The sequence below is a fragment of the Streptomyces sp. STR69 genome (genome assembly GCF_024519455.1).
GTDB lineage: Bacteria > Actinomycetota > Actinomycetes > Streptomycetales > Streptomycetaceae > Streptomyces.
This window is the reverse complement of record NZ_JALJRY010000012.1, coordinates 89,552-110,390: the sequence shown is the minus strand read 5'-3', so window position 1 is coordinate 110,390 and position 20,839 is coordinate 89,552. Positions and strand designations below refer to the sequence as shown.

Annotated in this window: 19 protein-coding genes; 8 read left to right on the top strand and 11 right to left on the bottom strand. The window is 70.2% G+C overall.

The genetic code is table 11. The features are described from left to right. Nucleotides 1–5 precede the first annotated feature (5 nt). Nucleotides 6–749: an LON peptidase substrate-binding domain-containing protein gene (locus OC490_RS23265; protein WP_262059912.1), complete on the top strand. Its 744-nt coding sequence runs from the start codon at nucleotides 6–8 to the stop codon at nucleotides 747–749. Nucleotides 750–756: 7 nt separating this feature from the next. After that, nucleotides 757–1,263, top strand: a complete 507-nt coding sequence (gene ybaK, locus OC490_RS23260; protein ID WP_262059911.1) for a Cys-tRNA(Pro) deacylase — start codon at nucleotides 757–759, stop codon at nucleotides 1,261–1,263. A 285-nt stretch (nucleotides 1,264–1,548) separates the two neighbouring features. Here ybaK and OC490_RS23255 read toward each other — a convergent pair whose 3' ends face one another. From OC490_RS23255 to OC490_RS23240, 4 genes are all read right to left on the bottom strand, one after another. Next, nucleotides 1,549–2,271 carry a DUF2567 domain-containing protein gene (locus tag OC490_RS23255; protein ID WP_262059910.1) on the bottom strand — a complete coding sequence of 241 codons (723 nt, stop codon included), beginning with the start codon at nucleotides 2,269–2,271 and terminating at the stop codon, nucleotides 1,549–1,551. 34 nt (nucleotides 2,272–2,305) lie between these two features. Then, on the bottom strand, nucleotides 2,306–3,133 hold the full coding sequence (locus OC490_RS23250) for an ABC transporter permease (protein WP_262059909.1): 828 nt from the start codon (nucleotides 3,131–3,133) through the stop codon (nucleotides 2,306–2,308). Between the two features lie 64 nt (nucleotides 3,134–3,197). Next, the gene (locus OC490_RS23245) at nucleotides 3,198–4,169 is read right to left on the bottom strand and encodes an ABC transporter ATP-binding protein (protein ID WP_262060065.1); all 972 of its coding nucleotides are present in this window, start codon (nucleotides 4,167–4,169) and stop codon (nucleotides 3,198–3,200) included. A 124-nt stretch (nucleotides 4,170–4,293) separates the two neighbouring features. Beyond that, complete coding sequence (locus OC490_RS23240) at nucleotides 4,294–5,517, bottom strand: NYN domain-containing protein (protein ID WP_262059908.1); 1,224 nt, start codon at nucleotides 5,515–5,517, stop codon at nucleotides 4,294–4,296. Between the two features lie 226 nt (nucleotides 5,518–5,743). On the opposite strand from OC490_RS23240, the gene OC490_RS23235 reads away from it, so the two are divergent. Beyond that, the gene (locus OC490_RS23235) at nucleotides 5,744–5,908 is read left to right on the top strand and encodes a hypothetical protein (protein WP_019067731.1); all 165 of its coding nucleotides are present in this window, start codon (nucleotides 5,744–5,746) and stop codon (nucleotides 5,906–5,908) included. Nucleotides 5,909–5,991: 83 nt separating this feature from the next. Here the strand turns inward: OC490_RS23235 and dnaE are convergent, their stop codons facing one another. Further along, a complete protein-coding gene (gene dnaE / locus OC490_RS23230) occupies nucleotides 5,992–9,531 on the bottom strand; it encodes a DNA polymerase III subunit alpha (RefSeq protein WP_262059907.1) in 3,540 nt (1,179 codons plus the stop codon). A gap of 187 nt (nucleotides 9,532–9,718) precedes the next feature. Here dnaE and OC490_RS23225 point away from each other — a divergent pair, with 187 nt between their 5' ends. The 4 genes from OC490_RS23225 to OC490_RS23210 all read left to right on the top strand — a co-directional run bounded on the left by OC490_RS23225 (nucleotide 9,719) and on the right by OC490_RS23210 (nucleotide 14,487). Next, the gene (locus OC490_RS23225; RefSeq protein ID WP_262059906.1) at nucleotides 9,719–11,044 is read left to right on the top strand and encodes a DUF2252 domain-containing protein; all 1,326 of its coding nucleotides are present in this window, start codon (nucleotides 9,719–9,721) and stop codon (nucleotides 11,042–11,044) included. 68 nt (nucleotides 11,045–11,112) lie between these two features. Further along, nucleotides 11,113–11,808, top strand: a complete 696-nt coding sequence (locus tag OC490_RS23220; RefSeq protein WP_262059905.1) for a hypothetical protein — start codon at nucleotides 11,113–11,115, stop codon at nucleotides 11,806–11,808. 104 nt (nucleotides 11,809–11,912) lie between these two features. Continuing rightward, the gene (locus OC490_RS23215) at nucleotides 11,913–12,725 is read left to right on the top strand and encodes a DsbA family protein (protein ID WP_262059904.1); all 813 of its coding nucleotides are present in this window, start codon (nucleotides 11,913–11,915) and stop codon (nucleotides 12,723–12,725) included. Between the two features lie 100 nt (nucleotides 12,726–12,825). Continuing rightward, nucleotides 12,826–14,487: an alkaline phosphatase D family protein gene (locus tag OC490_RS23210; protein WP_262059903.1), complete on the top strand. Its 1,662-nt coding sequence runs from the start codon at nucleotides 12,826–12,828 to the stop codon at nucleotides 14,485–14,487. On the opposite strand, the gene OC490_RS23205 is transcribed toward OC490_RS23210, so the two are convergent. Next, the gene (locus tag OC490_RS23205; protein WP_262059902.1) at nucleotides 14,488–15,057 is read right to left on the bottom strand and encodes a dienelactone hydrolase family protein; all 570 of its coding nucleotides are present in this window, start codon (nucleotides 15,055–15,057) and stop codon (nucleotides 14,488–14,490) included. It abuts the gene before it with no gap. A gap of 29 nt (nucleotides 15,058–15,086) precedes the next feature. Here OC490_RS23205 and OC490_RS23200 point away from each other — a divergent pair, with 29 nt between their 5' ends. Continuing rightward, the gene (locus OC490_RS23200) at nucleotides 15,087–16,235 is read left to right on the top strand and encodes a mechanosensitive ion channel family protein (protein ID WP_262059901.1); all 1,149 of its coding nucleotides are present in this window, start codon (nucleotides 15,087–15,089) and stop codon (nucleotides 16,233–16,235) included. A 21-nt stretch (nucleotides 16,236–16,256) separates the two neighbouring features. Here OC490_RS23200 and OC490_RS23195 read toward each other — a convergent pair whose 3' ends face one another. From OC490_RS23195 to lspA, 5 genes are all read right to left on the bottom strand, one after another. Beyond that, nucleotides 16,257–16,997, bottom strand: coding sequence for an SDR family NAD(P)-dependent oxidoreductase (locus OC490_RS23195; protein ID WP_262059900.1), 741 nt, complete (start codon nucleotides 16,995–16,997; stop codon nucleotides 16,257–16,259). Between the two features lie 72 nt (nucleotides 16,998–17,069). Next, nucleotides 17,070–18,656 carry a Na+/H+ antiporter gene (locus tag OC490_RS23190; RefSeq protein WP_262059899.1) on the bottom strand — a complete coding sequence of 529 codons (1,587 nt, stop codon included), beginning with the start codon at nucleotides 18,654–18,656 and terminating at the stop codon, nucleotides 17,070–17,072. A gap of 92 nt (nucleotides 18,657–18,748) precedes the next feature. Then, on the bottom strand, nucleotides 18,749–19,219 hold the full coding sequence (locus tag OC490_RS23185) for a GNAT family N-acetyltransferase (protein WP_262059898.1): 471 nt from the start codon (nucleotides 19,217–19,219) through the stop codon (nucleotides 18,749–18,751). After that, a complete protein-coding gene (locus OC490_RS23180; RefSeq protein WP_262059897.1) occupies nucleotides 19,216–20,160 on the bottom strand; it encodes an RluA family pseudouridine synthase in 945 nt (314 codons plus the stop codon). Before OC490_RS23180 ends, OC490_RS23185 begins: the two co-directional genes overlap by 4 nt. A 94-nt stretch (nucleotides 20,161–20,254) precedes the next feature. Continuing rightward, the gene (gene lspA, locus OC490_RS23175) at nucleotides 20,255–20,830 is read right to left on the bottom strand and encodes a signal peptidase II (RefSeq protein ID WP_200712998.1); all 576 of its coding nucleotides are present in this window, start codon (nucleotides 20,828–20,830) and stop codon (nucleotides 20,255–20,257) included. Between the last annotated feature and the right edge of the window lie 9 nt (nucleotides 20,831–20,839).

Sequence of the window (20,839 nt, the reverse complement as noted above, 5' to 3'; positions counted from 1 at the left end):
GCGCCGTGACCACCGTCCGGCTGCCGCTCTTCCCCCTGAACTCGGTTCTGTTCCCGGGGCTCGTGCTTCCTCTGAACATTTTCGAGGAGCGCTATCGCGCCATGATGCGCGAACTGCTCAAGACCCCCGAGGAGGAACCGCGCCGATTCGCCGTCGTCGCCATCCGTGACGGCCACGAGGTGGCCCAGACCGCCCAGGGCATGCCGGACCAGACGGCCGTGCCCGAACGCGGGCCCACGGCCGGCTTCGGCCCCGACCCGCTCAAGGCCTTCCACTCGGTGGGCTGTGTCGCCGACGCGGCGACCATCCGGGAGCGCGCCGACGGCACCTTCGAGGTGCTGGCGACGGGCACGACCCGGATGCGGCTGCTCTCCGTGGACGCCTCGGGCCCGTTCCTGACGGCCGAGCTGGAGGAGCTGCCCGAGGAGAAGGGCGACGAGGCGGGCGCGCTGGCCGAGGGGGTGCTACGCGCGTTCCGCCAGTACCAGAAGCGCCTCGCCGGCGCCCGCGAGCGCTCTCTCTCGACCGGCGAAGCGGAACTCCCCGACGAGCCGGCGGTCGTCTCCTACCTGGTGGCCGCCGCGATGATGCTCGACACGGCAACCAAGCAGCGCCTGCTCCAGGCCCCCGACACCGCCTCCCGGCTGCGCGACGAGCTGAAGCTCCTGCGCTCCGAGACGGCCATCATCCGCAACCTGCCGTCCCTGCCCGCGTCGGACCTGACGCGCAACCCGACGAGCCTGAACTGAGACCCCGATGGCGAAGAAGTCCAGGAAACAGCAGCCCCAGTCCGGCGGCACCCCGGCGACCGTGGCCCTGACGGCCGCCGGAGTGCCCTACGAGGTGCACGCCTACGACCACGACCCCGCCCACCCGTCCTACGGCGAGGAGGCGGCCGAGGCGATGGGTGTCTCCCCCGACCGCGTCTTCAAAACACTCGTCGCGGACGTGGACGGCGCTCTGACGGTGGCCGTGGTCCCGGTAGCGGGCCAACTGGACCTGAAGGCCCTGGCGGCGGCCGTGGGCGGCAAACGGGCGGCGATGGCCGACCCGACGCTCGCCGAGCGCACCACGGGCTATGTCCGGGGCGGCATCTCCCCCCTCGGCCAGCGCAAGAAGCTCCGCACGGTCCTGGACGACTCGGCCTCGGCCCACGCCACGATCTGCGTCTCGGCGGGCCGCCGGGGCCTGGAGGTCGAACTCTCCCCCGAGGACCTGACGACCCTCACGGCAGCGGTACTGGCCCCCATCGGACGTGCGTGACCCCTCGACTCCGGCCCCGTCCTCGGTTAAGCACAAGGGGCATGTCGAAGAAAACCAGGAAACGAAAGTGGCGCATCAAGAAGCGCCGCTCGAACCATGGACACCGGCCGGCGTAGGTTCTTCGGTCACTTCGCGACGCACGGTTCTTTCCAGCCCGTCCGGCGTTTGAGGACGAGGCCGTTCAGGCCGAAGCGGGGGTCGGGGGGCGGCAGCCCCCCGGGACGGGACGGGTAGGGGCGGCGGGGGCGAAGAAAACCCCCGCCGCAACCACAACGCGCCCGAGGCCTACGACAGCGGCGCCCCGTAACCGTCGGTCGACACAGCCCCCTGCTGCAGATACGGCGGCTCCGGATCCCGCGGCCCGAACAACGCGGTCAGCCCCAGATGGACAACCAGCGCCGCAATGGACCAGGCCAGCAACGCCCCCTTGGCCCCCAGCTTCAGCGGCGCGGAGAACGTGACCCCCTTGCCCACCGACTTGGCGTGCGCGAGCACGTCCTTCGTCGGGCCCAGCCACATCCCCAGCCGCCACGCGAGCAGCGAGGCGAGCAGCCCGCCCACGGTCAGCGCGACCACCAGCGGCACTCCCCCGCGCCGCCGCAGCAGGAACGCGGCAACAGCGCTCAGCACGCCGAAACCGACCGCGAGCAGAGTGAACGATCCGTCCACCCCCACCGCCTGCTCGCCCTCGGAGTCCTTGAGATAGACGGCCCAGCTCTTGTCGACCACGTCCCCGACCAGCGGCACATGCGGGGCCAGCCACCACCACAGCAGCCCGAGCAGCACCCCGCCGAGCGCCACGACGACCGTGCCGACCACGGCCTCGATCAGTTCGGTCTTCAGTCCGGGCCCGTCCGCGCCGTAGGACGCGTCCTGCGGGGCGTGCACGGGATACCCGGCGCTCGGGGCACCGGGGTCACCCTGGGGGCCCTGGTCGCCCGGCGGCTGCCACGGGTCGTGCGGGGACTGGTCACGCGGTGGCGGAGGCGGAGTCAGCGGTGCGGTCACAACGCCATCGTGCCAGGCCCCGCTGTGCGGCGCGTCACCGGACGGCGGCCCGACGGTAGGCCCAGGCGGCGACGGCCAGCGAAACGACGCCGACCGCGGCGCATACGGCGAGGTCACCGAGGACCAGTGCCCAGTCGGGGTGCGCCGCGAAGGTCTGCGCGAAGGCCTCCACGCCGTAGGTGGACGGCACCAGGTCCCGCAGGAACCGCACCGCTTCCGGCATCCGGTCGGCCGGCAGCACCCCGAGCAGCAGTGCCGCCGACATGCCCAACTGACCGAGCAGCGTGGCGAGTTCGGGGCGCGGTGCGAGCAGCCCGAGGGCGGCGCCGAGCCCGGCGAGGGCGGCTCCGGCGAGCGGGATCACCGCCGCCAGGATCCAGATGTTGCCCATCGGCAGCCCGAACAGCACGCACCCGAAGACGGCGGTGAGCGCGGTCCCCGGCACGGTGAAGGAGGCGTACGCGCCCGCAGCGCCGAGCACCACGGCGGCGGGCGGCACCGGCAGGGTGGCGTAGTGGTCGAGGCCGCCGCTGCCGCGCAGCTGGCCGAAGTACTGCGCGAGCAGGTTCAGCCCGACGTAGGCGACGACCAGCACGGACGAGCCCGCGACGACGAACCTGGCGTCATGGCTCCCGCCGTCGACGACCCCGCGCATCATGATCAGGATGCCGACCGACTGGAAGGTCGCCACGAACATCAGCGGGATCCGCGCGACCCGCGCCCGGGACAGCTGCGCCCGGTACACGGCGGCCAGCGAGGGCCACAGCCGGGCGCGCGGCCCGAGCTCGGCCGCGCCGCTGTCGGCGGCCTCCGGCACGGCCAGCGGCCCGCTCGGCAGAACATCGGCGGATACGACACTCACGTCCCGCTGCTCCTCTCGACGCCGGCAGTCGCCCTGTCCCATACGGATACGACGGCCCGTGTACTCATGCCTTCACCAGCCCCTGCCCGTTTCCGCCCAGCGTCAGATACACGTCCTCCAGGCTGGGCGTGGCCAGGTTGAAGTCGTCCAGGGCGGCGAAGGCGGCCCCGCCGGTCACCGTGGCGACGGCCACCCGGGCCTCCTCGGGGGCGAGCCTGAGCGTCCAGCGGCGGCCGGACTCGACGGCCCGGTCCCGCAGCGCGGCGACCTCCGGGACGTCCAGCGGCGGTTTGTCCCGCCACACCAGCTCGACCCGCACCTCTCCGGCGACCTGTTCCTTGAGCCCGGCGGGGCTGTCGCAGGCGATGACCCGGCCCTGGTCGAGGACGGCGACCCGGTCGAGGACGGTCTCGGCCTCGATGACGTTGTGGGTGACGAGCAGCACGGTGGACCCCTGCTCGGCCCGGCGCCGGTCGACGGCGGACCACACGGCCCGACGCGCCACCGGATCCATCCCGGTGGTCGGCTCGTCGAGCACCAGCAGCGGACGTTCCCCGACCAGCGCGGCGGCCACACACGCCAGCCGCCGCTGCCCGCCGGACAGCTTCTTGAGCGGCCGTCCGGCAATGGCCGTAAGCCCCAACTCGTCGAGTACGGCGTCCCGTTCGGCCCGTGCCTCGCGCAGGTCCAGGCCGCGCAGCCGGGCGGTGGTCTCGGCGGCGAGGGACACGGTCAGCTCGTCGAGCGCGGTGGACTCCTGGCCGAGGTAGGCGAGGATGCGCGCGGCCCGCTCCGGGTGGCGCACGATGTCGTGGCCGAGGATCTCGACGCTGCCCGCGTCGGGCCGCATGAGCCCGGTGAGCTGGCGTACGAGGGTGGACTTGCCGGCGCCGTTCGGTCCGAGCAGTCCGAAGATCTCGCCCCGGCGGATGTCGAGGGTCACCGCGTCGGTGGCCCGCACCTCGGGGGTGCCCGGCGCACCGCGTCGGCCGCGCACCGCCGGATAGGTCTTGCTGAGTCCGCGCACCGCGCACACGACATCCCCACCGTGTCGAAGTGCCTGTCCCGCGCGCGTACTCACAAGGGACGAGACTACGGGGTCCGCGGCCCCCGCCCGTTCGCGGGTAGGTCGAGAACCGCAAATACCCCGGTAAAGAGCGTCAATCCCCCGCAGGGGCGTGCTCGGCCGCCGTCCGTACGTCGATCTCCCGCCAGAACCCGGCCCGGATCGCGTACCGGTCGTGCTCGTCGATCTGGTCGTCCTTGTGGGCGAGGAGTCCGAAGCGGGCCGCGTAGCGGAGCAGTTCCCCGTCGATGCGGTGCGGGACGCGGGGATACATTCCGGAGAGTTTCTGCAGATGGGCGCCCTGGTCGCCGAGGCGGCCCATCCACCGGCGGGCGAACACCTGGCCCACTTCGAAGGGGTCGCCGCCGACCGTGGTGATGTCCTCCTCGCGGTCGGCCCAGCGCTGCTCGGCGGTGGTCAGCTGCGCCAGCGTCGGCATCGAGGCGACCTCGGGCGGTTCGGTGGCGCCGCCCGGCCGGTCGACCCACCCTTTGTCGGAGGACCAGCGCAGGGTGGCGCTCGCGGGCTGCTGCGCGGGCGCGGCGGCCCCCGGTGCCTTCAGGCTCGCCAGGTCCTTCGGGGTGGGCACGCCCTTGGGCGCGGGCACCCGCTCCTGCGTGCCGTTCTCCGAACCGGCCTCGGCGGCGGCGTGCTCGCCGTCCTCGACGGGCCGCTCACGTGTCGCCGGCGCGGACTCGGGCAACGGCGCGGACAGGATCGCCGCGATCTCCGGCCTGGGCACCGGCTGCGGCGCGCACACCCCGCCGAGATCCTTCGCCCGTACGGCCTTGGTGATCCACGTCCGGTCGAGCACCCGCCGCTCGTCGGCCTCGGCGACCAGGTCCTCGGACTGGTTGTAGTCCCCGTCGGCGGCCTGCACGGCCCACAGGTGTACGGCGACGCCGTGCTCCTTGGCGGCCATCATGCCCGGCAGCAGGTCGCCGTCGCCGGTGACGAGGACGACGTCGGAGCAGGCGCGGTTGCGGGCCAGCTCGGTCAGTTCGGCGTGCATGGCCGCGTCGACGCCCTTCTGCGCCCAGCGTCCGTCGCTGCGGGTCAGTGCGCCGAGGCGGACGGTGACCCGGGGCATCACGCGCAGTCTGCGGTGCTCGGGCTGCGGGACGCGGTCGGGGGCGCCGTCGAACCAGTAGATGCGGAGCAGGGGCCGTTCCGTGTCGGACTCGGCTCGCTCGCGCAAACCCTGGATGAGGGCGGCGTGATCGACGGTGATACGGGAACGCGAGGGCTCTCCGGCGAGGAGACTGGCCGCCGCCCCCAGCAGATACCCGGCGTCCACCAGGACGATGCAGCGGTCCACGCGACTCACCCTCTTCCCGGTCGGTTTTGCTTCGGGCTCGCTTCGAGTCTGCCCGACCGCACTGGGGTTAACGGCCCGAAACTCGATCTTCGGCGTGGCGTTTCGGGGCTTCCGTCTCGCACCAACCATGTCACACACGGTAATTATCCGAAATGCGTTCTTCGTCAGCCTATGTGAATCTGGTCGCGGTCCCGGCCCCTAGATCCCCCTCAGGAGGCAGATCATCATGGCCAAGAACAAGCATCGTGACCGTAAGCAGCCCCAGTCCGAGCGCGCCCAGGAGCAGGCCACGTCGTCCTCGATGGAGGCACAGGCCGAGCAGCGCATATCCCAGGCGACGCCGAGCGACATGGCCCGCAAGGGCAAGCAGAAGCGCTTCGGCCACAACTGAGGCCTGTGTCAAGGGTTGTTGAATGACTGAGGGGCGCATCCGTTGGCGGATGCGCCCCTCAGTCACTTCTGCCAGTCCGTCGCTCAGCCCGCCAGGCAGGCCGGGCCGAGCAGCACCTTCAGGTCGCCGAACAGGGCCGGGTCGGGCTTCACCCGGTGCCGGTCCAGACGCAGCACGGTGGTCTTGGTCGGGCCCTGGAGCCTGATGCGGACCTCGCTGTCGCCCCGGTGGTGGCTGAGGATCTCACCGAGCCTGCTCACCATCGGCGGGGTCACCCTGGTCGCCGGGATGGTGAGGATCACGGGCGCGTTGGTGCCCACGTTCGACACGTCCGGGACCTGCATCTCCATCGCGACCAGGCGGGGCACGTCCTCGCGCTTGTCGAGGCGGCCCTTGACGAACACGATGGTGTCCTCGACGAGTTGGGTCGAGATGAGCTGGTAGGTCGCCGGGAAGAACATGCACTCGATGGAGCCCGCGAGGTCCTCGACGGTGGCGATCGCCCAGGCGTTGCCCTGCTTGGTCATCTTGCGCTGGAGGCCAGAGATGATGCCGCCGATGGTGACGACCGCGCCGTCCGCGTGCTCACCTCCGGTGAGCTGGGCGATGCCCGCGTCGGCCTTGTCGGACAGCACGTGCTCCAGGCCGAACAGCGGGTGGTCGGAGACGTACAGACCGAGCATCTCCCGCTCCTGGGCGAGGAGATAGGTCTTCTCCCACTCGTCGGTGGTGAACTCCACGTCGAGTCCGAAGCCGGGCTCGCTGGTGTCCTCGTCGCCCATGCCGCCGAAGAGGTCGAACTGCCCCTCGGCCTCCTTGCGCTTGACCGCCACCACGTTGTCGATCATCGGCTCGAAGTGCGCGGTGAGGCCCTTGCGGGTGTGCCCGAGCGTGTCGAACGCCCCTGCCTTGATGAGGGATTCGGTGGTGCGCTTGTTGCAGGCGGCGGCCTCGACCTTGTCCAGGTAGTCGGGGAAGGAGGCGTACTTCCCCTTCGCCTTGCGGGACCTGATGATCGAGTCGACCACGTTCGTGCCGACGTTGCGCACGGCCTCCAGGCCGAAGAGGATCACGTCGTCGCCCTGGGCGGCGAAGTTGTGCACCGACTCGTTGACGTTCGGCGGCAGCACCTTGATCTTCATGCGCCGGCACTCGTTCAGGTAGATCGCGGACTTGTCCTTGTCGTCCTTGACCGAGGTGAGCAGCGCCGCCATGTACTCGGCCGGGTAGTTGGCCTTGAGGTAGGCGGTCCAGTACGAGACCAGGCCGTACGCGGCGGAGTGCGCCTTGTTGAACGCGTAGCCGGCGAAGGGGACCAGGACGTCCCACAGGGCCTGGATCGCCTCGTCGCTGTAGCCGTTCTTCCGGGCGCCCGCCTGGTAGATGGTGAAGTTCTTCGCCAGTTCCTCGGGCTTCTTCTTGCCCATCACGCGGCGCAGGATGTCGGCCTCGCCGAGCGAGTACCCGGCGACGATCTGGGCGGCCTTCTGCACCTGCTCCTGGTACACGATCAGGCCGTAGGTCACCGCGAGAACCTCTTCGAGAGGCTCCTCCAGCTCCTTGTGGATCGGGGTGATCTCCTGGCGCTTGTTCTTGCGCTCGGCGTAGTTGATGTGCGAGTTCATGCCCATCGGGCCGGGGCGGTACAGGGCCGAGACGGCGGAGATGTCCTCGAAGTTGTCGGGCTGCATCTGGCGCAGCAGCGAACGCATCGGGCCGCCGTCGAACTGGAACACGCCCAACGTGTCGCCGCGGCAGAGCAGTTCGTACGTCTTGGGGTCGTCCAGCGGGAGGGCGAGCATCTCCAGGTCGATGCCCTTGTTGGACTTCACCATCTTCACGGCGTCGTCCATGATCGTGAGGTTGCGCAGCCCCAGGAAGTCCATCTTGATCAGGCCGAGCGACTCGCACTGCGGGTAGTCCCACTGTGTGATGGTCACGCCGTCCGTGTGCCGCACCCAGATCGGGGCGTGGTCGACGATGGGCTCGCTGGACATGATGACGCCGGCCGCGTGCACACCCATCTGCCGGACCAGGCCCTCGACTCCCCTGGCGGTGTCGATGACCTTCTTGACGTCCGCCTCGTTCTCGTACATCCCGCGGATCTCGCCCGCCTCGCCGTAGCGGGGGTGCGAGGGGTTGGTGATGCCGTCGAGGTCGATGCCCTTGCCGAGGACGTCGGCGGGCATCGCCTTGGTGAGGCGGTCGCCCATCGCGTACGGGTAGCCCAGCACGCGCGCGGAGTCCTTGATGGCGTTCTTGGCCTTGATCTTGCCGTAGGTGCCGATCATGGCGACCTTGTCGGCGCCGTACTTCTCGGTCACGTACCGGATCACCTCGACGCGCCGACGCTCGTCGAAGTCGATGTCGACATCGGGCATGGAGACGCGCTCGGGGTTGAGGAACCGCTCGAAGATCAGGCCGTGCGGGATCGGGTCGAGGTCGGTGATGCCCATGGCGTACGCGACGATCGAGCCGGCCGCGGAACCACGCCCCGGACCCACCGCGATGCCGTTGTTCTTCGCCCACATGATGAAGTCGGCGACCACGAGGAAGTAGCCTGGGAAGCCCATCTGGATGATGACGTCCAGCTCGTAGTCGACCTGCTTCTGGCGGTCGTCGGGGACGCCGCCCGGGAAGCGGCGCTCCATGCCGAGGCGCACCTCCTCCTTGAACCAGGTGACCTCGGTGTAGCCCTCCGGGATGTCGAACTTCGGCATGAGGTTCTTGGCCTCGAACATGCCGGTGGTGTCGATCTGTTCGGCGACCAGGAGGGTGTTGCGGCAGCCCTCCTGCCAGGCGTCCGAGGAGTCCACGGCGTACATCTCGTCCGTCGACTTCAGGTAGTAGCCGGTGCCGTCGAAGCGGAAGCGGTCCGGGTCGGAGAGATTCTTGCCGGTCTGGATGCACAGCAGGGCGTCGTGGGCGGTCGCCTCGTGCGCGTACGTGTAGTGCGAGTCGTTGGTCACCAGGGGCGGGATGCCGAGCTTGCGGCCGATGTCCAACAGGCCGTCACGGACCCGGCGTTCGATCTCGATGCCGTGGTCCATCAGCTCCAGGAAGTAGCGGTCCTTGCCGAAGATGTCCTGGTACTCGGCCGCCGCCTTCAGGGCCTCTTCCTCCTGGCCCAGGCGCAGCCGGGTCTGCAGCTCGCCCGAAGGGCAGCCGGTGGAGGCGATGAGCCCCTCGGACCACTGGGAGATGGTCTCCTTGTCCATGCGCGGCCACTTCTGGAGCCAGCCCTCGGCGTAGGCGTCCGAGGACAGCTTGAAGAGGTTGTGCAGGCCCGTCTTGTTCGCCGCCCAGATCGTCTTGTGGGTGTAACCACCGGAACCGGACACGTCGTCGCGCTTCTGGTGCGGCTGGCCCCACTGGATCTTGCGCTTGTTGCGCCGGGACTCGGGAGCGACGTACGCCTCGATGCCGATGATCGGCGTGACCCCGGCTTTCTTCGCCGTATGGAAGAAGTCGTAGGCACCGTGGAGGTTGCCGTGGTCGGACATCGCGATATGGGTCATGCCCATCTCGTTGCACGCGTTGAACATGTCCTTCAGCCGCGCGGCACCGTCCAGCAGCGAGTACTGGGTGTGGACATGCAGGTGCGTGAACGGCGGCTTTGACACGGCTTGGCCTCCAGGGATAACAGGGGAAACGATCGACGAAGAGCAGCGGACGGTCTGGGGGGACGAGACCGAATCCTATGCCTCGCCACTGACACAAGGCGGGCACTCCCGCGTACCTTCAAGCGTTGGAAAGTGACGACAGACCCGTCACATGTCACGTACCACCCGTACCAGGAGGCACAGAGCGATGTCGGTTCCGCAGCTCAACGACGAGCACCGCGGCGAGGAGATCCTCGCTGTCTTCGACACCGCCTTCGGCGAGCTCCTGGCCGCCGACCCGGCCGCGTTCCGCGTGAAGTTCCGGAAGATGGCGGCCTCCGCCTTCGCCTTCTACCGGGGCACGGCGGCCCTCTTCTACCACGACCTCGACGCCGAGAAGCGCGGCGGCCCGTACCTGGACGACCGCACCTCGCGCGTGTGGATCCACGGCGACCTGCACGCCGAGAACTTCGGCACGTACATGGACTCCAACGGCCGCCTGGTCTTCAACGTCAACGACTTCGACGAGGCCTACGTCGGCCCGTTCACCTGGGACCTGAAGCGCTTCGCCGGCTCCATCGCGCTCCTCGGGTACGCGAAGGCGCTCAGTGACGAGCAGATCACCGAGCTGGTGAAGATCTACGCGGGCGCGTACCGCGAGCGGGTGCACGCGCTGGCGACCGGCGCGAAGAGCGACGAGGTGCCACCGTTCACCCTGGACACCGCCGACGGCCCGCTCCTGGGCGCGCTGCGCACGGCCCGCTCGCTGACCCGGTTCGAGCTGCTGGACTCGATGACGGAGATCCGCGACTTCGAGCGCCGGTTCGCGTCGGGCGGCGGCTCCATCGAGCTGGACGCGGCCACCCGCTACAAGGTCCTCGCGGCCTTCGACGGCTACCTGGAGACGCTCCCGGAGTCCTCCCTGGACCGCCCCGACTCGTACCGCGTGAAGGATGTCGTCGGCCGCCGCGGCATCGGCATCGGCTCGGCGGGGCTGCCGTCGTACAACATCCTTCTGGAGGGCAACAGCGACGCCCTGGAGAACGATGTGGTGATCTACATCAAGCAGGCCCAGACGCCGGCCGTCTCCCGGCACATCACGGACGCGGCGATCCGGGACTACTTCCAGCACGAGGGCCACCGCACGGTGATCTCCCAGCGCGCCCTCCAGGCGCACGCCGACCCGTGGCTGGGCTGGACCGAGCTGGACGGCTCGGGGCAGCTGGTCGCCGAGGTGTCGCCGTACGCGGTGGACCTGGACTGGAGCGACATCGACGACCCGGAGGAGATCGCCGCCGTCGTCGCCGACCTCGGGCGGGCCACGGCCACCATGCACGCGGCGGCCGACGACCAGTCCGGCGAGTCCCTGGTGCCGTTCTCCACCGAGCGGGCCATCGACGCGGCGATCGCGGCCGACGAGGACGGCTTCGCGGGCGTCCTGGTCGACTTCGCGCACGACTACGGCACACGCGCGCGTGCCGACCACCAGATCTTCGTCGACCTGTTCCGCAACGGCCGGATTCCGGGTCTGTAACCATCCGTACGCTCACAGGAACCCTTTAGGGGTCCCCTACCGGAGCACATGACAGACTCACCTCCGCTATGGACATATCCGGGATCCAGCTCAGGGCCGTACGCGCGGCGCTGTTCACGGCACTGGTCGTGACGCTCAGCACCGCGTCGCACGTGCTGCTGTCCCGGGTCCCCCTTCCGTTCGGCACGGTGGCCGCCATCGCGGCCACCGTGTTCGTCCTCGCGTACGCGCTGGCGGGCCGCGAGCGCGGCTTCGGCAGGATCGCCGCACTCCTGATCCCGCTGGAACTGGCCGCCGACACGGTGTTCACCACCGGCCAGCACGCCTGCTACGGCAGGGCGGGCGGCCCGGTCGCCGGACCGCTGCGCGCGGTCGGCCTGGACGTGCTGTGCAGCGGCGGCAGCGTGGGCACCCCGCTGGCCCGGATGACCGACGATCCCCAGCAGGCGGCGGCGCTGCTCGCGCACACCGACGCCACCGCCGCCTGGCTGCTGCTCGGCGCGCACATCGGCGTGGGGCTGCTGGCCGCCGCGTATCTGCGCCGCGGCGAGCGCGCGCTGACCGAACTGCTGCGCGCGGCGACGGCGGTCGGCTTCCGGCCGCTGCTGCTCGCCGTCACCGCGATGACGGGCCGCCGCACTCCCGCGGTCAGCCGGCTGCCGCGCACCACGCACCGTACGGCCACCGCCCGTGAGCGGCTGCTGGTGCACTCCCTGGGACGGCGTGGACCGCCGTGCTCGGCATCGGGTCTCCTCGCGGCCTGAACACGTCCGCGCACCGGCACCCGAGCACCACGAGCACCCCTGTGTAGTCCCCCCATACGTATTCCGCGCACACCATGTGCGCGTCCCTGATGGAGATCACCACCATGAGCAAGCGGAACAGCGCGGCGGCCAAGACGCAGGCCCGTGAGCGGCTGCGCGCCGAGCGCGAGCGCCAGGCCAAGCGCGCCAAGGTCAAGCGGCAACTCATAGTCGCCGGTTCGGTCGTCGGCGTCCTCGCGATAGCCGGCGGCATCGGCTACGCGGTCGTGCAGGGCAACAAGCCCGGCTACTGGGAGGCGGCGAAGGACGACAAGCTCGTCAAGCCGGCCAACACCACCGGCACCAACGGCACGACCGTCGTCCTCGGCAAGAGCACCGCCAAGAAGACCCTCGTCATGTACGAGGACCCGCGCTGCCCGATCTGCGCCCAGTTCGAGCAGACCGTCGGCACGACCGTGAAGAGCGACTGGGACGCCGGCAAGTTCAAGATCCAGTACGTCGGCGCCACGTTCATCGACAACAAGGACAACGGCGAGGGCTCCAAGAACGCGCTGAGCGCCATGGGTGCCGCGCTGAACGTCAGCCCCGAGGCGTTCCTGGAGTACAAGACCGCGCTCTACTCCACGAAGTACCACCCGGACGAGACGACCGACAAGTTCAAGGACGACTCGTACCTGATCAAGGTCGCGAACACGGTCCCCGCCCTGAAGAACAACGCGGCCTTCCAGAAGGCCGTGAAGGACGGGACCTACGACAAGTGGGCGCTGGACATGTCCGCCACCTTCGACAAGAGCGGGGTCACCGGCACCCCGACCCTGAAGATGGACGGCAAGACGCTGACCGGCTCGGACGGCACGAACGCGCCGATGACGGTGGCCGACTTCACCACGGCGATCACGGCGGCCCTCAAGGCCTGAGCCGTCCGGCCACCTCGTTGCGAGACACGCAGTACAACAGCGGGCGAACTTTTACGAGTTCGCCCGCTGTTGTTAATACCGGTCAGTAACCTGTTCGCTCGTGACCAGTCGATACAGAGCAACCGAGAGCGTCAACTCGCCCTCCCCGCGCCGCCGTACGGTCGTCAAGGCCGCGGCCGCCACCGCGGTCCTGGCCGGCCCGCTGATCGCCGCGCTGCCCGCCGGGGCCGCGACCGAGACCCCCGCCTTCCTGCACGGGGTCGCCTCCGGGGACCCGCTCCCGGACGGCGTCCTGCTGTGGACCCGGGTGACACCCGTCGCCGAGGCGGTCCCCGGTTCGGGGCTCGGCCCGGACACCGAGGTGAGCTGGACCGTCGCCACCGACAAGGCGTTCGCCAACATCGTCTCCAGGGGCTCGCTCACCGCGACCGCCGCCTCCGACCACACCGTCAAGGCCGACATCCGCGGCCTGGCCCCGGCCACCGACTACTGGTTCCGCTTCTCGGCCGGCGGTACCGACTCCCCGGCGGCGCGCACCCGCACCGCGCCGGCGGCGGACGCCACCGTCTCCGGTCTCCGCTTCGGCGTCGTCACCTGCGCCAACTGGGAGGCGGGCTACTTCTCCTCGTACCGCCATCTCGCGGCGCGCGGTGACCTGGACGCCTGGCTGCACCTGGGCGACTACATCTACGAGTACAAGTCCGGCGAGTACGCGGCGCGCGGCACGGTCGTACGGCCGCACGCGCCGCTGAACGAGATCATCACGCTCGCCGACTACCGCACCCGGCACGGCAAGTACAAGACCGACCCCGACCTCCAGGCGCTGCATCTGAAGGCGCCGGTCATCGCCATCTGGGACGACCACGAGTTCGCCGACAACGCCTGGTCGGGCGGCGCGGTCAACCACACCGAGGGCGCCGAGGGCACCTGGACAGCCCGTCAAGCCGCCGCGAAACAGGCGTACTTCGAGTGGATGCCGGTCCGCCCGGCCATCGCGGGCACCACCTACCGCCGCCTGCGCTTCGGCAAGCTGGCGGACCTCTCCCTCCTCGACCTGCGCTCCTTCCGTTCGCAGCAGGCGAGTTCGGGCAGCGGCGCGGTCGACGACCCGGACCGTACGATCACGGGCCGCGCCCAACTCGACTGGCTGAAGGCCGGGTTGAAGGCCTCGGACACCAAGTGGCGGCTGGTCGGCAACTCGGTGATGATCGCGCCGTTCGTCATCGGCTCGCTCACCGCCGACCTGCTCAAACCGCTCGCCAAGCTGCTGGACCTGCCGCAGGACGGCATCGGCGTCAACACCGACCAGTGGGACGGCTACACCGACGACCGGCGTGAACTCCTCGCCCATCTGCGCTCGAACGCGATCGGCAACACGGTGTTCCTCACCGGCGACATCCACATGTCCTGGGCCAACGACGTACCGGTGGACGCCGGCACGTACCCGCTGTCGGCGTCCGCGGCGACGGAGTTCGTGATCACCTCGGTGACCTCCGACAACCTCGACGACATAGTCAAGGTGCCCGAGGGCACGGTCTCCGCGCTCGCCGCCCCGCTCATCCAGCTCGCCAACCGGCACGTCCACTGGGTCGACACGGACCGCCACGGCTACGGCGTCCTGGACATCACGGCCGACCGGGCGCAGATGGACTACTACGTCCTGTCCGACCGCACCTCGCCCACCGCGACCTCGTCCTGGGAGCGGTCGTACCGCACGCGCAGCGGCACGCAGAAGGTGGAGCGGACGTACGACCCGGTGTAGTTACAGCGTTTCGAGGAAGCCGAGGGCCACCCGCCAGGTGGCCTCGGCGGCCTCCTCGTCGTAGTCCGGGAGGCCGGGGTCGGTGTACAGGTGGCCGGCTCCGGCGTACCGGTAGATCTCCACGTCGGCACCAGCCCTGCCCATCTGCAGATACCAGGAGCTGAGCCAGTCGTCGGTCTCGAACTGGTCCGGCTCGGCGACGTGCAGCTGCACCGGGAGGTCGTCGACGGAGGCGGTGGCCGCGATGTCCGAGGTGCCGTGCAGGAGCAGCAGCCCGCGGGCCTTCTCGTCGCCGAGGGCGAGGGTCTGCGCGACGGAGGCGCCGAGCGAGAACCCGGCGTAGACCAGCCCGCGCTCGGAGTAGGGGGCGGCGGCCAGTACGGCCCGCTTCAGCAGCTCGTCCTTGCCGATCTTCTCGTTCAGGGCCCTGCCGTCCTCGACCGTGTCGAACGTATGCCCCTCGAAGAGGTCCGGCGTCCACACCTCGTGGCCCGCGGCGCGCAGCCGGTCGGCGGCCTCGCGCACCGCCGGCCGGAGTCCGTACGTCGAGTGGAAGAGCATGATGTTCATGAAGCCATCGTGCCAGTACGGTCGGACACATGGAGAACGTACTGCGCCCGCTGATCGTCATCGGCGGCTCCGTCGTCCTCACGCTGCTCATCGGCTGGGTCACCGACCTGCTGCTGCGCAAGGCGGACGCCCGGCACGACGACACCACGCTGTGGGGCCTGCTGCGCCGCGGCCGAGTGCCCTACCAACTCGTGCTCTGCGCGGCCTTCCTCAGAGGCTCCTACGACCAGGCACAACTGCTGGAGGAGCACCGGGTCGGCATCGGCCAGACCCTGACCCTGGTGCTGATCGGCGCCACCGCCTGGCTGATGATCCGGGTCGCGGCGGCGATCGTGGAGTCGTCGTACGCGCGCTACGCCCGCGCCTCCCGCGACGCGGCCCGGGTCCGCCGGGTCCGCACCCAGGTGACGCTGATCACGCGGGTGGTGGCCGCGATCGTCGGGGTGGTGGCGGTCGCCGCGATGCTGCTCACATTCCCCGCGATGCGCGCGGCCGGTGCCTCGCTGCTGGCCTCGGCGGGTGTCCTCGGCATCGTCGCCGGTGTGGCGGCGCAGTCCACGCTCGCCAACCTCTTCGCGGGACTGCAGATCGCCTTCGGTGACATGGTCCGCATCGGCGACACCGTGGTGGTGGACGGCGAGTGGGGCACGATCGAGGAGATCACGCTGACCTTCCTGACGGTACGGACCTGGGACGAGCGCCGGATCACCATGCCTGTGTCGTACTTCACGTCCAAGCCGTTCGAGAACTGGTCGCGCGGCACCCCGCAGATGACCGGCATCGTCTACTTCCAGGTCGACCACTCGGCCCCCGTCGACGCGATGCGCGAACAGCTCCGCGAGATCCTCCGCGCCTGCCCCGCCTGGGACGGCCGCAGCTACGGCCTGGTCGTCACCGACACCACCCCGAACACCATGGAGGTACGGGCACTGGTCACGGCGAAGGACGCGGACGACATCTGGACGGTACGGGTCACGGTCCGCGAACAGATGATCCGCTGGCTGTACGTGGAGCATCCGTACGCCCTCCCCCGCGTCAACACGGCGGACGCGGCCCCGGTACCGGGCGAGAACGACTCTCCGGCCGGCGGACGCGCCCGCCCGGCCCACGAACCACCGAGTCCGAACGGCGAGAGCAGCCGCCCCGCCCACGAACCCCCCAGCCCGAACCGCGGCTGACCGGCTCCGGGCGCGGTCGTCTCAATGCCCGCGCTCAGCACCGCCGTTGACCTGAATCACCTGCGAGGTGACGTGCCCGGCAGCCGGTGAGGCGAGCCAGTGCAGGGTCCCGGCGACATCCCCGGGGGTCCCGGCCCGACCGGTCGAGGTGTCGCGGATCATCCGCTCACGCCGAGCCTCCGCTATCTGCGGCCCGAAGAACTCGGTGTCCTCGATGTACCCGGGCGCGACCACGTTCACGGTGATGCCGCGCGGCCCGAGATCCCGGGCCAGATCATGGGCGTACGGGTGCAGGGCGGCCTTGGCCGCGCCGTACGCCCCGCTCCCCGACCCCCGGTACGCGGCGATGGAACTGACGAACAGCACCCGCCCGCCCGGCTCCGCGAGCCGCGCCTTCAGCGCCTCGGTGAGGAGCGCGGCGCTCAGGGTGTTGCCGCGGAAGTTGACGGTCCAGTCGTGCGCGACAGCGTCCAGCGCGTCGCCGCTGCCGCTCGCGGGCTCCAGGGTGCCGTTGCCACCCGCGCTGTGCACCAGCACGTCCACCGTGCCGAACTCCTCGGCGACGAACCGCGCGACACCGCGCACGACTTCGGGCTCACTGAGATCCCCGGCATACGTCAGCGCCCCCGGTACCCCGGCTTTCTCCAGCACCTCACGCCGCCGCCCCAGCAGCAGCACCTGATCCCCGCCGGCCGCGAAGGCATGCGCCGCGGCGAGCCCAATTCCCGTACCCCCACCACTGATTACGACATTGCGAGCCATGGGGCGAGCCTACAAAGGAGACCGGGAAGACCTCTATCGCGTTTACACGACTGCCATGCGCGTAAGAGCGACTCACCTCAAACTACGCACGTCCAGATGCCGAAGCACCCGGTCCACGATCTCCGGATCCGCCCCGGGTTCACTCCGCGCCGCCAGCACCTCGTGCCGCGCCGCGCTCATCATCTCCCCCTGGATCCGGCGCATCCGCTTGACCCGTTTCACCCGCTTCTCGTACGCCTCCCGCCGCTCCCCGTCCCCCACCTCGGGCGAGATCCGTACCCCGATGTCGAACGCCCGCCGCAGCAACTGCTCGGACACCTCCTCGGGCAGTTCCTCCACGTCCTCGATCTCCCGCAGCCGCCGCTTCGCGGCCTTCGCCGCCCGCACCGCGAGTTCCTTCTCGAACGCCTTCTCGCTGTCGGTGTCGGCCCGCACCCCGAGCCGCTTCACCAGCCACGGCAGCGTGAGCCCCTGGAGCACGAGCGTCGCCATGATCACGCCGAACGCGATGAACACGATCTCGTCCCGGTCCGGGAACGCCGACCCGTCGTCCATGGTCAGCGGAATCGCCAGCGCCAACGCGACGGACGCCACGCCCCGCATCCCCGCCCACCACATGATCACGGTCTCCCGCCAGGACGTCGGGATCTCCTCGTCGTAGTCCCGCTTGGCGTGCAGCCGTTTGGTCAGCCAGGTCGCCGGCAGCAGCCACGCCAGCCGTACGACCACCACGACCCCGACGATCGCGGCGGCCCAGCCGAGCATCTCGCCCCACCGCCCGGACGCCGTACGGATCGCGTTGTGCAGCTCCAGCCCGATGAGCCCGAACGCGACCCCGGTGACCAACGTGTCCACCACGTCCCACACGGTCGCCCCGGCGAGCCGGGTCAGCACGTCGTCGGCGCCGAGCGCGTACTCGGCGAGGAACAGCGCGGTGGTGAGCACGGCGAGCACACCGGAGCCGTGCAGTTCGTCGGCCAGGACGTACGAGGCGTACGGCACCAGCAGCGTCAGGCCGATCTGCAGGGTGGCGTCGTCGAGCAGTGACATCAGCTTGTTCGCGGCCCACCCCAGGGCCAGTCCCACGGCTACGGCGACCACGGCGGACAGCACGAAGTCGAGCCCGGCACGCCAGAAGTCGAAGCTCCCGCTGACGGCGGCGGCGATCGCCACGTGGTACAGCACGATGGCCGTCACGTCGTTGAAGAGGCCCTCGCCCTCCAGGATCGACACCAGCCGCCGTGGCAGCCCGAGTTGACCCGCGACGGCGGTCGCGGCGACCGGATCGGGCGGCGCCACCAGCGCGCCGAGCGCCACTGCGGCGGCGATCGGCAGCCCCGGCACGATCGCGCTCGCGACGGCGGCCACAGCGAGGGTGGTGACGAACACCAGCGCCACGGCGAGCAGGAAGATGGGCCGGATGTTGGCGGTGAACTGCCGCCAGGAGGTGCGCCGTACGGCCGCGTACAGCAGCGGTGGCAGCAGCAGGGGCAGGATCAGCTCGGGTGGGACGTTCACGTTCGGCACGAAGTCGGCCACCGCGAGGACTATCCCGAGGAGCGTCATGAGCACCGGCGCCGGCAGACCGAACCGGTCCCCCAGCGGGACGCTCACCACGGCCCCGAGCAACAGGACGAAAAGCAGGGCCAATTGATCCACGGTCAGGGCTCCGGCGGGATCTCGACGTTCACACAGCGGACGCCCCAGCCTGCCACGCCGCCCGGCTCACCAGCTCTTTCGACGCCTACCGGCTACAGTGCGCGCCGCATCGCCCGGTGCGGGATGCCGGCGTCCGGGAACTCCGGGCCGTACGCCTCATAACCGAGCCGCTCGTAGAACCCCAGCGCGTGCGTCTGGGCGTGCAGGTCCACCGCGGTCAGCCCACGCGCGCGTGCCGCGTCCTCGATGGCCCGCACCAGCGCGACCCCGACCCCGAGCCCCCGCGCCTCCTTGGCGACGGCCAACCGCCCCAGGGCGCCTACGGTGAGATCTCCGTCGGTCTTGGCAGCGGCGGCCTCGCCGTGCAGCAAACGCCCGGTGCCCAGCGGCAACCCGTCCTCCCGCACGGCGAGCACATGCGTCGCTACGGTGTCGTACTCGTCGTACTCGATCTCCTGGGGCACGCCCTGCTCGACGACGAAGACCTCCTTGCGCACCGCGAAGCAGGCCTCACGGTCGGCAGGGTCCTCGGCGACGCGCACCACGTACGACGTCGGACTCATGCGTACGTCTCCTCGCGCACCAGGTCCAGGGCCTGCTGGAGGTCGTCGGGGTACGTGCTCTCGAACTCGACCCACTGGCCGTCGGCGGGGTGCTCGAAGCCGAGCCGGACGGCGTGCAGCCACTGGCGGGTCAGGCGCAGCCGCTTGGCGAGCGTCGGGTCGGCGCCGTACGTCAGGTCGCCGACGCACGGGTGGCGGTGGGCGGCCATGTGGACGCGGATCTGGTGGGTGCGGCCGGTCTCCAGCTTCACATCGAGCAGGGAGGCCGCGCGGAACGCCTCGATGAGGTCGTAGTGCGTGACGGACGGCTTGCCCTCGGCGGTGACCGCCCACTTGTAGTCGTGGTTCGGGTGGCGGCCGATGGGGGCGTCGATGGTGCCGCTGGTCGGGTCGGGGTGGCCCTGGACCAGCGTGTGGTAGCGCTTGTCGACCGTGCGCTCCTTGAACTGGCGCTTCAGGGAGGTGTACGCCCGCTCCGACTTCGCGACCACCATCAGGCCGGAGGTGCCGACGTCCAGGCGGTGCACGATGCCCTGGCGCTCGGCGGCACCGGAGGTGGAGATGCGGTACCCGGCGGCGGCCAGGCCGCCGATGACGGTCGTGCCGGTCCAGCCGGGGCTGGGGTGGGCGGCGACGCCGACCGGCTTCACGATCACGATCACATCGTCGTCGTCGTAGACGATCTCCATGCCTTCGACCGGCTCGGCGACGACCTGCACGGGCGCGGGCGCCTGCGGCATCTCGACCTCCAGCCAGGCCCCGCCGTGCACGCGCTCGGACTTCCCGACCACCGAGCCGTCGACCGTGACCTTCCCCGCCGAGGCCAGCTCGGCGGCCTTCGTGCGGGAGAAGCCGAACATGCGGGAGATGGCGGCGTCGACACGCTCGCCCTCCAGGCCGTCGGGCACGGGCAGGTTTCGGATCTCGGGAACTGTGCTCACCCGGTCGAGTATGCCGGACGGGTCCGACACCGCCTTACCGGAGCCCGTGCCCGCAGGCCTCGGTGACCCGTGTTCAGGCCTTGGTGACCTGCGCTCAGTCCTTGTGGACCGTGCCGTCCGGGTCGAGGCCGCGGAAGGAGAGCAGCACGATCAGGATGCCGCCGCAGACGATCGCCGAGTCGGCGAGGTTGAAGACGGCGAAGCCCTTGGGCGCGATGAAGTCGACGACCTCGCCCTGGAAGATGCCGGGCGAACGGAAGATCCGGTCGGTGAGGTTGCCGAGCGCACCGCCGAGCAGCAGCCCGAGCGCGATCGCCCACGGCAGGCTGTAGAGCTTGCGGGCCAGCCGCGCGATCACCACGATCACGGCGGCGGCGATCATCGTGAAGATGACCGTGAAGGCCGCGCCGAACCCGAAGGCCGCGCCGGGGTTGCGGATCGCGTGGAACTCCAGCCAGTCCCCGAAGACCTCGATCGGCGCGTGGTGCTCCAGCTTGGCGACCACCAGCAGCTTGCTGACCAGGTCGAGGGTGTACGCGAACGCGGCCACCGCGAACAGCACCGCGATCCGGCGCTTGCCCCTGGGGCGCACGGTCTCGCCCCGCTCCGGCTCGGCCCCCGCCGCCTCTGGGGTATCCGGCGTACCGATGATGCGCTCCGCCTCTGCCACGTGAGTCCC